This is a genomic window from Microbacterium sp. nov. GSS16 (assembly GCF_028198145.1).
In the GTDB taxonomy this organism is placed as follows: domain Bacteria; phylum Actinomycetota; class Actinomycetes; order Actinomycetales; family Microbacteriaceae; genus Microbacterium.
In genome coordinates this window covers 763478-778249 of record NZ_CP116338.1, presented here as the reverse complement: position 1 = coordinate 778249, position 14772 = coordinate 763478, and the positions used below count along the sequence as shown (strand labels likewise).

Here is a 14772-nt window from a genome sequence, read left to right as displayed (position 1 = left end):
TCTCGCCCGATCAGGGCCAGCTCATCTGCCGGTGCAAACCCGGCGAAAGCGTGCAGCACCAGGGGGTACACGCATGCCAGGAATCGTGATCGTCGGCGTCCAGTGGGGCGATGAGGGCAAGGGCAAGGCCACCGACCTGCTCGGCGAGCGCACCGACTGGGTCGTCAAGTTCAACGGCGGCAACAACGCCGGCCACACCGTCGTCATCGGCGACGAGAAGTACGCCCTGCACCTGCTGCCCTCGGGCATCCTGAGCCCCGGCGTCAACCCCGTCATCGGCAACGGCGTCGTCGTCGACCTCGCCGTGCTGTTCCAGGAGCTCGACGCGCTGCAGGCCCGCGGCGTCGACACCTCGCGGCTCAAGGTCAGCGCAAACGCGCACATCATCACCGCGTACCACCGCACCCTCGACAAGGTCACCGAGCGCTTCCTCGGCAAGCGCCGCATCGGCACGACCGGCCGGGGCATCGGCCCGGCGTACGCCGACAAGATCAACCGCGTCGGCATCCGCGTGCAGGACCTCTTCGACGAGAACATCCTGCGCCAGAAGGTCGAGGGCGCCCTCGACCAGAAGAACCACCTGCTGGTGAAGGTGTTCAACCGTCGCTCGATCACGGTCGACGAGATCGTCGACGACCTGCTGTCGTACACCGAGCGGCTGCGTCCGCTCGTCGCCGACACCGGGCACCTGGTCGACGAGGCCCTGAACCGCGGCGAGGTCGTCGTCTTCGAGGCCGGCCAGGCGACCATGCTCGACGTCGATCACGGCACGTACCCCTTCGTGACCTCGTCGACCGCGACGGCCGCGGGAGCGGCATCCGGATCGGGCGTCGGGCCCAACCGACTCGACCGCATCGTCGGCATCGTCAAGGCGTACACCACGCGCGTCGGCTCGGGCCCGTTCCCCACCGAGCTGGAAGACGAGATGGGCGAGTGGCTGCGCAAGACCGGGTTCGAGTACGGCACGACCACCGGTCGCGACCGCCGCACCGGCTGGTACGACGCCCCCATCACCCGCTATGCGACGCGGGTGAACGGCATCACCGACCTGGTGCTCACCAAGCTCGACGTGCTCACCGGTCTCGAGCAGATCCCCGTCTGCGTCGCCTACGACGTCGACGGCACGCGCTTCGACGAGGTGCCGGTCAACCAGACCGACTTCCACCACGCGAAGCCGATCTACGAGTACTTCCCCGGCTGGAGCGAGGACATCTCGAAGGCGCGCACCTTCGACGACCTGCCGCAGAGTGCGAAGGATTACGTGCTCACACTCGAACGGATGAGCAACACCCGTATCTCGGTGATCGGCGTGGGCCCCGCCCGCGACCAGGTCATCGTGCGCCACGACCTGATCGACTGAGCTCCGCCCTTCCCGGGGAAGAGGAGGCAGCATGACGCGGTTCTGGACAGGCGGCTACGGCGTCGACATGGACGGCGATGCCGAGGGCATCGGCTTCATGTCGGTCGACGACGGGCGCGGGCCGTCGACGCTGCGTCATCGCGGCACGGCCGCTGCGGTGGCATCGCCCTCGTGGCTGGCCGCGCATCCGACGCTCGACGTCGTCTACGCCGCCCAGGAGGGTGCGGGCATGGTGCAGGCGTTCGCTCGCGTCGGCGAGGCGGCGCTGCGCCCGCTGGGCGAACCGCTGCGGGCGGGCAACGGCGTGTGCCATCTCGCGGTCTCACCCGGCGGACGGATGCTGATCGCCAGCTGCTACGGCGACGGACGCGTCGTGCGCTTCGGGATCGCCGATGACGGCGGGCTCGTGCCGGCCGGCGTCGACAAGGCTGCGGCCCTGCGCGCCGCCCTCTTCGGCGCCGACGGCGGCGGTTCGGCGGGCGGCGGGTCGGCGGGCGACGGTGCGGCGGGCGACGTCGCGCTTGGTGAGCGTTACATTCCGGGGGCCGACACTCCAGATGTCGGACCGGATGCCGGGATCGGTCCGACATCTGGAGTGTCGGCCCCCTATTCGCAACGCGCCCGTGACCCGTACCCGACTCCGGCAGGGGAGGAGCCGCGCGTGTCGCACACCCACGCGGCGGTGTTCCTGCCCGACGGGCGCATCGCGACCACCGACCTCGGGTTCGACCTGGTGCGCATCTGGCGCCCTTCCGGACAGGGGCTCGCGCTCGATCACGAGATCGTGCTTCCGCGCGGCACCGGCCCCCGCCACATGGTGATGCATCCCAGCGGGCACCTGCACGTGGTCACCGAATACTCGTGCGAGGTGTTCACCCTCGCATCCGCCCGCGACGGAGTCTGGGGACTCGTCTCGGCGACCACCGCATCGCCGATCGCCCTGGTCGGAGTCGACTTCCCCGCCGAGCTTGCGGTCTCGCGCGATGGGGACACCCTCTACACCGCGCTGCGCGGCAGCAACACCCTCGCAGCTCTCCGCGTGCGCGCGGGCGGCGATGCCCTCGAGCCGCTCGCCCTCGCCGATTCCGGGGCCGACTGGCCACGTCACCACCTCGTCTACGACGGCACGCTGCTCGTGGCAGGGCAGCGCTCGGGCACGGTCAGCGTCGTCGATCTGGATGAGCGCACCGGTGCTCCGCGCGATGTGCGTCACGTGGCCGAGGCTCCGACCCCGACGGTCATCCTCCCGGCACGCTGAGCCGGTCTGCACAACTCCCGAGATCGGTGCCGGAAGGGCGGTATCGGACTTTGACGAAGGGGTGCGGGCGCCCCTTCCGCGGATGCACCGACCGCACGGGATCAGCCCGTGTCAAGCCCCGGCGGCGAAGCCAGGCGGTCGGCAAGACTGGCCGGATGAGCGACGAATACGACGTGATCATCCTGGGCGCGGGCCCCGTCGGCGAGAACGTGGCCGACCGGGCGGTGCAGGGCGGGCTCACCGCCGTCATCGTCGAGAGCGAGCTCGTCGGCGGCGAGTGCTCGTACTGGGCGTGCACGCCGTCGAAGGCGCTGCTTCGGCCGCTGCAGGCGCTGCGCGCCGCGCAGAGCGTCCGCGGAGTGACCGGCGGCGGCATCGCACCGGCCGAGGTGCTCGCGCGTCGCGACGATTTCGTCTCGCACTGGTCGGACGACGGGCAGGTGACGTGGCTGCAGAACGCCGGCATCGACCTGGTGCGCGGGCACGGCCGGCTGACCGGCGAGCGCGAGGTCACGGTCGCCACCGAGCACGGCGCGAGGGTGCTGCGGGCACGACACGCGGTCGCGGTGGCGACCGGATCGGATGCCACGATCCCCGACATCCCGGGCCTCGCCGAGGCGGGACCGTGGACCAGCCGTGAGGCGACCGGCGTCGAGCAGGTGCCCGACTCGCTGGCCGTCATCGGCGGCGGGGTCGTCGGCGTCGAGATGGCGACGGTCTTCGCCGGACTCGGCACGGCGGTCACGCTGATCGCCAGGGGCGCCTTGCTCGAGCGGATGGAGCCGTTCGCCGGCGAGCGCGTGGCCGAAGGGCTGCGCGAGCGGGGCGTCGATGTGCGGCTGAACACGCAGACCACCGCCGTGCGTCGCGATGGCGATGCGGTCGTCCTGACGCTCGACGACGGTCAGGAGGTCACGGCGGCCGAGGTGCTCGTCGCCACCGGACGGGCGCCGCGCACCGGCGACATCGGCATCGAGACCGCAGGCCTGCAGCCGGGCCGCTCGATCGAGGTCGACGACACGATGCGCGTGCCGGGCAGCGACTGGCTGTACGCCGTCGGCGACGTCAACGGCCGGGCCCTGCTGACGCATCAGGGCAAGTACCAGGCGCGCGCGGCCGGCGATGTGATCGCCGCCCGCTCGCGGGGAGAGGTCGTCGCAGACGACCCGTGGGGTCGTCATGCGGCGACGGCCGACCACGCGGCGGTGCCGCAGGTCGTCTTCAGCGAACCCGAGGTCGCCTCAGTCGGGATGACCGCGGATGCCGCGCGCCGGGCCGGCCACGAGATCGAGGTCGTCGATTACGACCTCGGCGCGGTGGCGGGAGCCGCTCTGCATGCCGACGACTATCGCGGCACAGCGCGCATGGTGATCGACGCCGGGCGCGAGGTCGTCGTCGGCGCGACCTTCGTCGGCGATGACGTCGCCGAGATGCTGCAGGCGGCGACCATCGCCGTGGTCGCAGAGGTGCCGATCAGCCGGCTCTGGCACGCCATTCCCGCCTATCCGACGATGAGCGAGGTCTGGCTGCGGCTGCTCGAGGAGTACGGCAGGCAGTCGGCATGAGCGCGCGACCGCGTGACGATGCGCGGGCAATCCGCCCGCGCGTCGACTCCGAACCGGGATGGTGGGCAGGCAGCGATTCCGGCGCAATGTCCGCGATGTCGCCTACGCTCGAAACGACGCCAGGAGGTACGTGCATGAGAGCTGTCCCCGCAGGAGCCGTGAGCCGATGATCGAGTTCCGGTCGGTCACAAAGACGTTCCCCGACGGCACGCATGCCGTCGATGCCTTCAGCCTGGTCATCCCCTCGCGCAAGACCACCGTCTTCGTCGGCTCGTCCGGCTGCGGCAAGACGACGCTGCTGCGCATGATCAACCGCATGGTCGAGCCCACCTCGGGCGAGGTGGAGATCGACGGCAAGAGCGTGCTGGGCGGCGATCCGGTCGCGCTGCGGCGCAGCATCGGCTACGTCATGCAGAACTCCGGTCTCATGCCGCACTTCACCGTGCTCGACAACGTGGCCACCGTGCTGCGCCTCACGGGCGTCGCGCGCCGCGAGGCGCACGAGCGCGCACGCGAGATGCTCACCACGGTCGGTCTCGACCAGTCGCTCGCCGACCGCTACCCCAGCCAGCTCTCGGGCGGTCAGCAGCAGAGGGTGGGCGTCGCGCGCGGACTCGCGGCCGACCCGAACATCCTGCTGATGGATGAACCGTTCGGCGCCGTCGACCCGATCGTGCGCGCCGATCTGCAGCAGGAGCTCATCCGCCTGCAGAACGAACTCGACAAGACCGTCGTGTTCGTCACGCACGACATCGACGAGGCATTCCTGCTCGGCGACCAGGTCGTCATCCTCGATCGCGGGGCCCGGATCGTGCAGGTCGGCAGCCCCAGCGAGATCATCGAGAACCCCGCGGATGCCTTCGTCGAGGCGTTCATCGGCGCCGAGCGCGGGCGCCGTGCCCTGACCGTCAAGCAGACGCCGAACGGCGCGGTCGTCGTCGATTCGGAGGGCCGCACTCAGGGGCGCCTCGTGGAGGACACCGCATGAACTGGGTGGTGGACAACCTCGGGCTCATCGTCGAGCTCACGGTGATCCACCTGCGCCAGAGCCTCATCCCGATCGCGCTCGGCCTCCTGCTCTCGCTGCCGCTCGGCTGGGTCGCCTGGCGCTACCGGCTGGTGCGCGGACCCGTCATCGTGCTCACCGGCCTGCTGTACACGATCCCCTCGCTGGCGCTGCTGATCCTCATGCCCGCCGCCCTGGGCTACTCGGTGATCAGCGAGCGGAACCTCATCGCCGCCCTGACGATCTACGCGGTCGCCATCCTGGTGCGTGCGGTCGCCGACGGGCTCGATTCCGTCGACGAGGGTGTGCTGCAGGCGTCGACGGCCATGGGGTACGCCGCCCCTCGGCGCTTCTTCACGATCGAGCTGCCGCTCGCCGGCCCCGTGATCCTCGCCGGACTGCGGGTGACTGCCGTGTCGACGATCTCGCTCGCCACGGTCGGCATCCTCATCGGCGTGACCAACCTCGGCTACCTGTTCACCAACGGCCAGCAGCGCAGGCTCATCCCCGAGGTGCTGGCCGGCGTGGTGGCCGTCGTCGTCATTGCGCTCATCGTCGACCTGCTGCTGATGCTCGCGGGGCGGATGCTGATGCCGTGGACGCGCCGGGCTACCCTTCGGCAGGCTCAGGGGCCCAGGGGCCAGGCTCAGGCGTCCAAGGGCGAGGCGAAGGCGGTCAGCGCATGAATCTGTTCGCCGACGCCTTCGCCTGGCTGTTCTCGCCTGAGCGGCTGGTCGGCACCTACGCCCTGCCCACCCTGCTCGCCCAGCACCTGATCTACACGATCATCTCGGTGGCCGTCGCCGCCGCGATCGCCCTGCCGGCCGGGTGGCTGATCGGCCACACCGGGCGGGGGCGCGAGATCGCGGTCGCCATCTCGGGTGCCGCACGCGCGATCCCCTCCTTCGGACTGCTCGTGCTGCTGGTGCTCGTGCTGGGCATCCTGCAGACGCCGCTCGCCGCCGTGATCACGTTCGTGCTGCTCGCCATACCCTCGCTGCTCGCCGGCGCGTACACCGGCCTCGAGGCCATCGACCGCCGGGTCATCGACGCCGCCCGCGCGATGGGCATGACCGAGTGGCAGATCTTCACGAAAGTAGAGCTGCGACTCGGGCTGCCGCTGCTTGTCGGGGGTGTCCGCTCGGCTCTGCTGCAGGTGATCGCCACTGTCACGATCGCCGCCTACGTCAACCTCGGCGGACTCGGGTGGCCCATCATCCAGGGCATCCCGCTCAGCCGTTTCGACCAGGTGCTCGGCGGCGCGATCCTCGTCGCCGCTCTCGCCCTCATCGTCGACCTGCTGATGGCGCTCGCGCAGCGAGCCGCCGTCCCGGCGGGGCTGCGCACCACGGCATCCGCCCGTCCGTCCTCTCCGTCGCGCGCTCGCCGCGCGGCATCCGCTCCCGCCTGACCCACACCGAAAGGCCCGTCATGTCCACTCACAGCAGAACCCGCACCGCGCTCACCGCCGGAATCGCGATCGTCGCCGCCCTGTCGCTGGCCGGCTGCGCGTCCGACTCGAACCCGCTCGACAAGCCCAGCGCCGACAGCGGCGACAAGGGCGGCGACACGATCGTCGTCGGCTCGCAGGCGTACTACTCGAACGAGATCATCGCCGAGATCTACGCTCAGGGCCTGGAAGACGCCGGCTTCACCGTCGATCGCAAGTTCAACATCGGCCAGCGCGACGCCTACATGCCCGAGGTCGAGTCCGGCAACATCGACGTGTTCCCCGAGTACACCGGCAACCTCCTCGAGTACCTCGACAAGGAGGCGACGGCCACCAGCCCCGACGACGTGTACGCAGCCCTGAAGGACGCGCTGCCCGACGGGCTCACCGCGCTGCAGTACGCCGACGCCAGCGACCAGGACACCTACACGGTGCTGAAGACGTTCGCCGACGAGAACGAGCTCACCTCGATCGCTGATCTGTCGAAGCTCAGCGAACCTGCCACCATCGGAGCCGCGCCCGAGTTCGAGCAGCGCCCCTACGGGCCCGATGGCGCCAAGGAGGCATACGGCGTCGACCTGAAGTTCTCGGCCACCGGTCAGGGCACCCTCGACGCGCTGCTGGCCGGCACGGTGCAGGTCGCCGACATCTACTCGGCCGACCCCGCCTTCCAGACCGAGGACATCGTGGCGCTGAAGGACCCCGAGAACATGATCCTGGCATCGAACGTCGTGCCGCTCGTCTCGAGCGACATCGCCGACGAGGTCAGCAAGGTCATCGACGCGATCAGCGCTGAGCTGAGCGCCGAGGACCTCGTCGCGATGAACGTGCAGAGCACCGTCGACCAGAAGTCGTCGGCTGACATCGCCAAGGCATGGCTCAAGGACAAGGGCCTGATCTGACCCTCGCCGCAGCACCGGCGCGGCCGGGTGGGTTCGCCCACCCGGCCGCGTTCGCGTTGCGGCGGATCAGACGCGCTCGTCCTGCCGCGGGATGAAGATCTGGTTCAGGATGATGAGGATGGATGCCGTGGCCGGCACGGCCACGAGCGCACCGAGCAGCCCGAGCAGAGTGCCGCCGACCAGTGCACCGAGCACGACCAGCAGCCCGGGCACCTCGAGGGTGCGGTTCATGACCTTCGGGGTCAGCACGTACGCCTCGATCTGAATGTAGATCAGGTAGACGACGCCGAAGATCAGGGCGTGCAGCGGGTCGGCGAGGAGCGCGACCACGGTGCCGATGGCGAGGAACAGCAGGGGGCCGATCAGCGGGATGAGCGTGATGAGGAAAGCGACGACGGCCATCAGCGGTGGGAACGGCAGCCCCAGCAGGAGGTACAGCGCGAGCGCCACCATCGAGTTCGCGAATGCGAGGATGACCATGCCCTGCACGTAGCCGCCGACCGACTCGGTGATCTGATCGATGATGCTGCGGGCCTGCTGGCGCTTGCGGGCGGGGGCCAGGCGCAGCATCGAGGTGATGATCCCGGGCAGTCCCACCACGAAGTAGAGGGTGAGCACGAACACGATGACGAAGGCCGAGACGCCCTCAGCGATCGACGTGCCGACCTTCAGGGCGCCGCCGCCGAGCGCGGTGAGCGTCTTGCCGTCGGTGAGCAGCTTCTGGCCGTCGGCGAGCAGCGAGCCGATCTGATCGCCGAACTGCTTCTCGAGCAGGAGGTACAGGTCGGTGTGCACGAAGTCGTCGATGACCTTGGGCACCGACTTCACGAACGACGCGATCTGCTCGACCACGACGGGCACGATCAGCACCAGCACGAGACCGACGGCGGCGACGAGGGCGACGATGACGATGGCGACGCTGACGCCGCGCGACAGCCCGCGTCGGGTGAGCAGGCGGACGGCGGGGTTCAGGCCCAGCGCGGCGAACAGGGCGATCGCGACGTAGACGAGCACCGTCGACAGGCTGGTGAGCGCGAGCGCGAGCAGGAACGCCGACAGACCGCCGAGTGTGAGCAGGAATCCGAGCCGGAACGGGCGGTCCATGCGCGTCCACATCGAGCGTCGCGGCGTAGGCGCGTCGGCCGGCGAGGGGTGCTCCGCCGCTTCGGCGGCTGCGGCCGCGGCGTCCGCCTCGTCGGCTGCGGCGCTGGCCTCGTCGGCTGCGGCGTCGGCCTGGATGGCCGCGCCCATCTCGGCGGTCTCCGCGGCGGCCGCGGCGCGGGTGGCCCTGGCCGCCGCGCGGGAGTCGTCGCGGTCGGATGCCGCGGGCGACGTGGGGTCTTCGGTGCTCATGGCGATCACTCTATGGCCGGCGCCGACCTGACCCTGCCTTCTCGGCCCGCGCTTGACTATCGTGAGAGGTGCGACGACCCTTTGGAGGATCCCATGTCCGACGAACACGCACACCACGCAGCCGAACCCGCTGAGGGCGAATACACGGATGCCGACCACGGCGACGGCACGACGACCGGCCATCAGGCGGGGCACGCCGGCGAAGCCGAAGGGGAGTACACCGACGGCGTCTACTCCGCCGACGGTCGTGAGCAGCACCTGCCGCGTCACGGCGAGGGCGCGTACACCGACGCCGACCACTCCAGCGGCCACGCGGATCGCTCCGCAGCCCACGCCGATGAGGAGGAGGGCGAGTACACCGACGGACGCTACCCCGACGACGGCGATGCAGGGCGCGCCGACCGTCGGCACAGCTGACAACGTGGGTGACGCCGACGCGCGCGCCGCGCGCGCTGAACTGCTGCGCCTGCGCGCCAGCATCGACAACATCGACGCCGCATTGATCTTCATGCTCGCCGAGCGGTTCCGCTGCACGCAGCAGGTCGGTCGCCTGAAGGCCGAGCACGACATGCCGGCCTCCGACCCCGGGCGGGAAGAGCAGCAGACCGCGCGTCTGCGCGCGCTCGCCGAAGAGGCGCACCTCGATCCCGAGTTCGCCGAGAAGTGGTTCAACTTCGTCGTCGCCGAGGTCATCCGCCACCACACCGAGGCGGCCGAGGGCCGCTGACACTCGGCGCGGCGCCGCGGCTGGAACCAGACGGGGGATGCCGTCTTTCAGCGCGCCTCCGGTCTATGCAACAATATGATCGATATCTGGTTCTAAACGTCAGAAACAAGCATTCAGGAGTCGCCATGCACACCACCGCCGGCGCGCACATGCGCGCAGAGCTCATCTCGCAGCCCGAGACCTGGGCGCGCGCAGCCGCCATGCGCGATGAGCAGGCGCTGCTCCCGGCATCCGGCGCCCGCATCGCCGTCGTCGGCTGCGGCACCTCCTGGTTCATGGCGCAGTCGTACGCCGCGCTGCGCGAGAGCGCCGGGCACGGCGAGACCGACGCGTTCACGGCATCCGAGTTCCCCTTCGGCCGCGGCTACGACGCGATCGTCGCCCTCACGCGCTCGGGCACGACTACCGAGGTGCTCGAGCTGACCGAGCGCGTGAAGGGCAAGACGCCCGTCATCGCCGTCGTCGGCGACACGAGCTCGCCGCTCGTCGATATGGCCGACAGCGTGATCGGCCTGCCCTTCGCCGATGAGCAGTCGGTCGTGCAGACCCGCTTCGCGACCACGGCGCTGGCCCTGTTCCGCGCGTCGGTCGGTGAGAGCCTCGACGCGGCGATCGCCGACGCGCAGGCCGTGCTCGACGGCACAGACGACGCCGGTCTCGCCGACGCCGAGCAGTACAGCTTCCTCGGCATGGGCTGGGCCATGGGTCTCGCCCACGAGGCCGCCCTGAAGATGCGCGAGTCGTCGCAGTCGTGGACCGAGTCGTACAGCTCGATGGAGTACCGCCACGGCCCGATCGCGATCGCAGCCCCCGGACGGATCACCTGGCAGCTCGGCTCCGCGCCCGACGGCCTGCGGGCCCAGGTCGAGGCGACCGGCGCCAGGTTCGTGCAGCACTCCATCGACCCGATGGCCGACCTCGTGCGCCTGCACCGCGTCGCCCTCGACCGCGCCGTCGCCAAGGGACTCGACCCGGATCAGCCGCGCAACCTCACCCGCTCGGTGATCCTCGACGACTGACGGCCGACGGAGGGCGCGCGCATGTCCGAGCAGAGCGACATCCCCGAGGTGGTCAGCGACGAGTCCGGTGAGCGACCCCCGGGCACGGTCTCGATCGGCGCCGGAGCGCCCGTGCTGGCCTTCGATGTGGGCGGCACCGACATCAAGTCGGCGCTGTTCGACGCCGACGGCACCGCCCTCGGGCTGCGCCGCACCCCGACCCCCCGCAGCGACGACGGCACCCCTGCCCGCCTGATCGAGCGGCTGGCCGAGCTCGCTGACGAGCTGCGCGCCCAGCATCCCGACGTCGTGCCGCAGGCCGTCGGCCTGGTCGTGCCCGGCATCGTCGACGCCGAGAACGGCATCGGCGTGTTCAGCAGCAACCTCGGCTGGCGGGACGCGCCGATCCGCGACCTGATGGCTGCCCGATTCGGGATGCCCGTGGCCTTCGACCACGACGTGCGGATGGCCAGCTGGGCCGAGCACGTGCTGGGCGGGGCCCGCGACTACGCGAACTCGGTCGTGCTCATCATCGGCACCGGGATCGCCGGTGCGCTGCTGGTGGACGGCCGCCCCTACACGGCGGGCGGCTACGCCGGAGAGATCGGCCACTCGCCGCTCGGGGAGTGGCCCTGCCCGTGCGGAGCGCGCGGATGCCTCGAGGCGGTCGCCTCGGCCGGCGCCATCTCGCGTCGCTTCACCGAGGCCACCGGCGACGTGGTCGACGGCGCTCGCGAGGTGATCGCCCGCGCTGCCGCCGGAGACGAGACCGCTGCGCGGATCTGGAACGAGGCGCTCGACGCGCTGACGATGTCGATCGCCCAGCTCGCGGCGGTGATCGCTCCGGAGGCCGTCGTCATCGGCGGCGGGCTCTCGCGCGCCGGCGGCGCGCTGTTCGACGAGCTGCGCGTGCGCCTCGCCGACCGGCTCAGCTTCCACCGCATCCCTGCCCTGGTCGCGGCCGAGCTCTCGGGCGACGCGGGCATCCTCGGGTCGGCGCTGCGCGCACGGCAGGTGGTGCCGGCATGATCGTCACCGTCACACCGAACCCGGCGCTCGACCTGACCTGGCACGTCGCCTCGCTCACCGTCGGCGACACGCACCGCGCGGATGCCGGGCAGGTGCGCGCCGGCGGCAAGGGCCTCAACGTCGCCCGGGTCGCCCACGCGCAGGGCGCCGACACGATCGCCATGACCACCACGGGAGGCACGACGGGTGCGGAGTTCGCCGCAGAGCTCGCGGCGTCGGGCGTGCCGCACGTGCTCGTGCCGGTCGAGGCATCCACCCGCCGCAGCGTCGCCCTCGTCGACGAGGCGCTCGGCGACACGACGGTCGTTAACGAACGCGGCATCGCCCCCTCCGACGCCGAGTGGCAGACGCTTCGCGATGCCGTGTCCCGCGCCCTTCGCGCCGACGGAGCCGCCGGTGCCCCCGCACCTGGTGCCTCCGCCGTCCCCGCACCTGGTGCCCCCGCCGTCCCCGCACCCGGTGCCCCCGCCGACGATGCCCCCGCACCTGGTGCCCCCGCCGTCCCCGCACCCGCACCTGGTGCCCCCGCCGACGGTGACGAACGGGGGGCCGACACTCCAGATGTCGGACGCATTCCGCGAGAACGTCCGATATCTGGCGTGTCGGCCCCCGATCCGGATGCCCCCGATCCGGATGCCCCCGATCCGGATGCCCCCGATTCGGATGCCGTCGATTCGGGTGCCGTCGACGCACCAGCCGCCGGCGCCGCGCGGGTGCTGGTGATCTCGGGCAGCCTGCCCCCGGGCATCCCCGACGACGCGCTGCCCGACCTGATCCGGCTGGGCCGCGAGGCAGGGGTGCGCGTGATCGTCGACACGTCCGGCCCGGCCCTGCTCGCGGCGGCGGATGCCGGGGCATCCGTCCTCAAACCCAACGAGCACGAGCTGCGCGACGCGACCGGTCTCGACGACCCCGTCGACGGCGCGCGCGAGCTCATCCGCCGCGGCGCTCGGCTCGTGCTTCTCTCGCTCGGAGCCGACGGGATGCTCGCGATCACGCCCACGGCATCAGGCGATGTCTCGGTGCTGCACGCCCGGCTGGGCGCGGCGCTCGGCGGCAACCCGACCGGAGCGGGGGATGCCGCTGTCGCCGCATGCGCCGTGCTGATGGATGCCGGCATCCACGACCCCGCCCAGATCCTGCGTCGCGCGACCGCCTGGTCGGCGGCCGCCGTGCTGATGCCGCTCGCCGGAGAGATCCACCCCTCCTGGCCCGAGCTCGAGTCCGCACTGACCATCACCGCCCTGACCATCACCGCACGACCGGCCGGACCCGCTGCCGATCCTCCACACCACCCCGAGGAGACCCGATGACCCTTGCATCCCCACGCGACCTGATGCGGGCCGCCGCAACGGCCGGCACCGGGATCGGCGCGTTCAACGTCATCCACCTCGAGACGGCCGAGGCGCTGATCTCCGCTTCCGAACGCGCGAACCTGCCGGTCATCCTGCAGATCTCGCAGAACTGCGCCGACTACCACGGCGGGCTCGAGCCCATCGGCTGGGCGACCCTCGCGGTCGCGCGACGCGCGAGCACCCCGGTGGCCGTGCATCTCGATCACGCCGAGCGGGCCGAGCTGGTCGACGAGGCCATCGAGCTGGGCTTCGGGTCGGTCATGTTCGACGGCGGCAAGCTCGACTACGAGCAGAACGTCGAGATCACGGCCGATGTGGCCTCCCGCGCCCGCGCTGCCGGCGTCTACATCGAGGCCGAGCTCGGCGAGGTCGGCGGGAAGGACGGCTCTCACGCTCCCGGTGTGCGCACCGATCCGGATGAGGCGCGGGCGTTCGTCAAGGCCACCGGCGTCGACTCGCTCGCCGTGGCGGTCGGCTCGTCGCACGCCATGCTCGATCGTTCCGCTTCGCTCGACATCGACCTGATCGGCCGTCTGAAGGCCGCGCTCAGCGGCATCGGTCGCTCGGGCGGCGACATCCCGCTCGTGCTGCACGGCTCGTCGGGTGTCGCCGATGAGGTCATCGTTCAGGCCGTGCGGGCCGGCATGACCAAGATCAACGTGTCGACGCACCTCAACGGCTTCTTCACGCGCGCGATCCGCGAGACCCTCGCCGCCGACGAGAAGCTCGTCGACTCGCGCAAGTACCTCTCTCCCGCTCGTGAGGCGGTCGCCGAAGAGGCGGCGCGGATGCTGCGCCTGTTCGCCCTCGAGTCCGCCTGACGGCGCGGCTCACTGACAGACTGAGTCCGACATGAAACGGGCCGCCAGACTCAGCGCCATCCTCGATCTGCTCGCAGCTCAGGGCGAGGTGAGCGTCGACGACCTCGTCGAGCGCTTCGGGGCATCGCCCGCGACCACGCGGCGCGACCTCGACAGCCTTGCCGAGCGCCGCCTGCTGACCCGCACGCACGGGGGTGCGGTCGCGCAGTCGGTCGCCTACGAGCTGCCGATCCGGTTCCGCAGCCACCACGCCACCGGTGCGAAGGAGCAGATCGCCGCGGTCGCGGCATCCCTGGTCGAGCCGGGGCAGGTCGTGGGTCTGTCCGGCGGCACCACCACCAATGCGATCGCGACGGCGCTCGCCGCGCGCGATGACCTCGCCGATCGGGGCATCACGGTCGTCACGAACGCCGTCAACATCGCCGCCCAGCTCGCCATGCGCCCGGAGTTCAAGGTCGTCGTCACGGGCGGGGTCATCCACGCCCGCAGCTTCGAGCTGGTCGGCCCGTTCGTCGAGCAGCTGCTGGGCGGCATCCGGCTCGACGTCGCGTTCATCGGCGTCAACGCCCTTTCGGCCGACGCCGGAGCCAGCACGCACGACGAGGCCGAGGCGGCGGTGAACCGCATGATGGCGCAGCGCGCCGGACGCGCCATGATCGTCGCCGACGCCTCGAAGATCGGCCGCACCGCGTTCGCCCATCTCGGCGGCCCCGACCTCTTCCCGCTCGTCATCACCGACCCCGCCGCGACCGACGAGCAGCGAGCGGCGCTGACGGGTGCCGGGTTCGAGGTGCGAGTCGGCTGACCGCGCGGTAATCCCGCCTGACCAGCCCTGAGAAGAAGTCGCACGGGCGCGATTCCGCAATCATGCCCCTCTTCTTCCTCCCTGGCAAGGCCCGTCCTTTCCACGTCGATGCGGCCTACGGTCAGGGCATGCGAAGGTGGGCC

At 70.9% G+C, this 14772-nt stretch carries 15 protein-coding genes; 14 read left to right on the top strand and 1 reads right to left on the bottom strand.

Going from position 1 to position 14772, the window contains the following annotated elements:
- Positions 1-73: 73 nt before the first annotated feature.
- From PGB26_RS03565 to PGB26_RS03535, 7 genes are all read left to right on the top strand, one after another.
- Positions 74-1360 (top strand): adenylosuccinate synthase, encoded by a 1287-nt coding sequence (locus tag PGB26_RS03565; protein WP_271638929.1) that lies wholly within the window; start codon positions 74-76, stop codon positions 1358-1360.
- A gap of 31 nt (positions 1361-1391) precedes the next feature.
- Positions 1392-2618 carry a lactonase family protein gene (locus tag PGB26_RS03560; protein WP_271638927.1) on the top strand — a complete coding sequence of 409 codons (1227 nt, stop codon included), beginning with the start codon at positions 1392-1394 and terminating at the stop codon, positions 2616-2618.
- 155 nt (positions 2619-2773) lie between these two features.
- Positions 2774-4183 (top strand): dihydrolipoyl dehydrogenase family protein, encoded by a 1410-nt coding sequence (locus PGB26_RS03555; protein ID WP_271638926.1) that lies wholly within the window; start codon positions 2774-2776, stop codon positions 4181-4183.
- Between the two features lie 166 nt (positions 4184-4349).
- The gene (locus PGB26_RS03550; RefSeq protein ID WP_271638924.1) at positions 4350-5171 is read left to right on the top strand and encodes an ABC transporter ATP-binding protein; all 822 of its coding nucleotides are present in this window, start codon (positions 4350-4352) and stop codon (positions 5169-5171) included.
- Positions 5168-5875, top strand: a complete 708-nt coding sequence (locus PGB26_RS03545; protein ID WP_271638923.1) for an ABC transporter permease — start codon at positions 5168-5170, stop codon at positions 5873-5875. The genes PGB26_RS03550 and PGB26_RS03545 overlap by 4 nt, the downstream gene beginning before the upstream one ends.
- Entirely contained in the window at positions 5872-6600 is a 729-nt protein-coding gene (locus PGB26_RS03540; protein ID WP_271638922.1) for an ABC transporter permease, read from the top strand. Before PGB26_RS03545 ends, PGB26_RS03540 begins: the two co-directional genes overlap by 4 nt.
- 20 nt (positions 6601-6620) lie before the next feature.
- Positions 6621-7541, top strand: a complete 921-nt coding sequence (locus tag PGB26_RS03535; protein WP_271638920.1) for an ABC transporter substrate-binding protein — start codon at positions 6621-6623, stop codon at positions 7539-7541.
- A gap of 66 nt (positions 7542-7607) precedes the next feature.
- On the opposite strand, the gene PGB26_RS03530 is transcribed toward PGB26_RS03535, so the two are convergent.
- On the bottom strand, positions 7608-8894 hold the full coding sequence (locus tag PGB26_RS03530; protein WP_271638919.1) for an AI-2E family transporter: 1287 nt from the start codon (positions 8892-8894) through the stop codon (positions 7608-7610).
- A 93-nt stretch (positions 8895-8987) separates the two neighbouring features.
- On the opposite strand from PGB26_RS03530, the gene PGB26_RS03525 reads away from it, so the two are divergent.
- From PGB26_RS03525 to PGB26_RS03495, 7 genes are all read left to right on the top strand, one after another.
- A complete protein-coding gene (locus PGB26_RS03525; RefSeq protein WP_271638918.1) occupies positions 8988-9311 on the top strand; it encodes a hypothetical protein in 324 nt (107 codons plus the stop codon).
- A gap of 4 nt (positions 9312-9315) precedes the next feature.
- A complete protein-coding gene (locus PGB26_RS03520) occupies positions 9316-9621 on the top strand; it encodes a chorismate mutase (RefSeq protein WP_271638916.1) in 306 nt (101 codons plus the stop codon).
- A 125-nt stretch (positions 9622-9746) separates the two neighbouring features.
- Positions 9747-10640, top strand: a complete 894-nt coding sequence (locus tag PGB26_RS03515; protein ID WP_271638915.1) for an SIS domain-containing protein — start codon at positions 9747-9749, stop codon at positions 10638-10640.
- A gap of 21 nt (positions 10641-10661) precedes the next feature.
- The gene (locus PGB26_RS03510; protein ID WP_271638913.1) at positions 10662-11648 is read left to right on the top strand and encodes an ROK family protein; all 987 of its coding nucleotides are present in this window, start codon (positions 10662-10664) and stop codon (positions 11646-11648) included.
- Complete coding sequence (locus tag PGB26_RS03505; RefSeq protein WP_271638912.1) at positions 11645-12961, top strand: 1-phosphofructokinase family hexose kinase; 1317 nt, start codon at positions 11645-11647, stop codon at positions 12959-12961. Before PGB26_RS03510 ends, PGB26_RS03505 begins: the two co-directional genes overlap by 4 nt.
- Positions 12958-13824, top strand: a complete 867-nt coding sequence (locus PGB26_RS03500; RefSeq protein WP_271638911.1) for a class II fructose-bisphosphate aldolase — start codon at positions 12958-12960, stop codon at positions 13822-13824. The genes PGB26_RS03505 and PGB26_RS03500 overlap by 4 nt, the downstream gene beginning before the upstream one ends.
- A 31-nt stretch (positions 13825-13855) precedes the next feature.
- Positions 13856-14629: a DeoR/GlpR family DNA-binding transcription regulator gene (locus tag PGB26_RS03495; protein WP_271638910.1), complete on the top strand. Its 774-nt coding sequence runs from the start codon at positions 13856-13858 to the stop codon at positions 14627-14629.
- Positions 14630-14772: the final 143 nt, after the last annotated feature.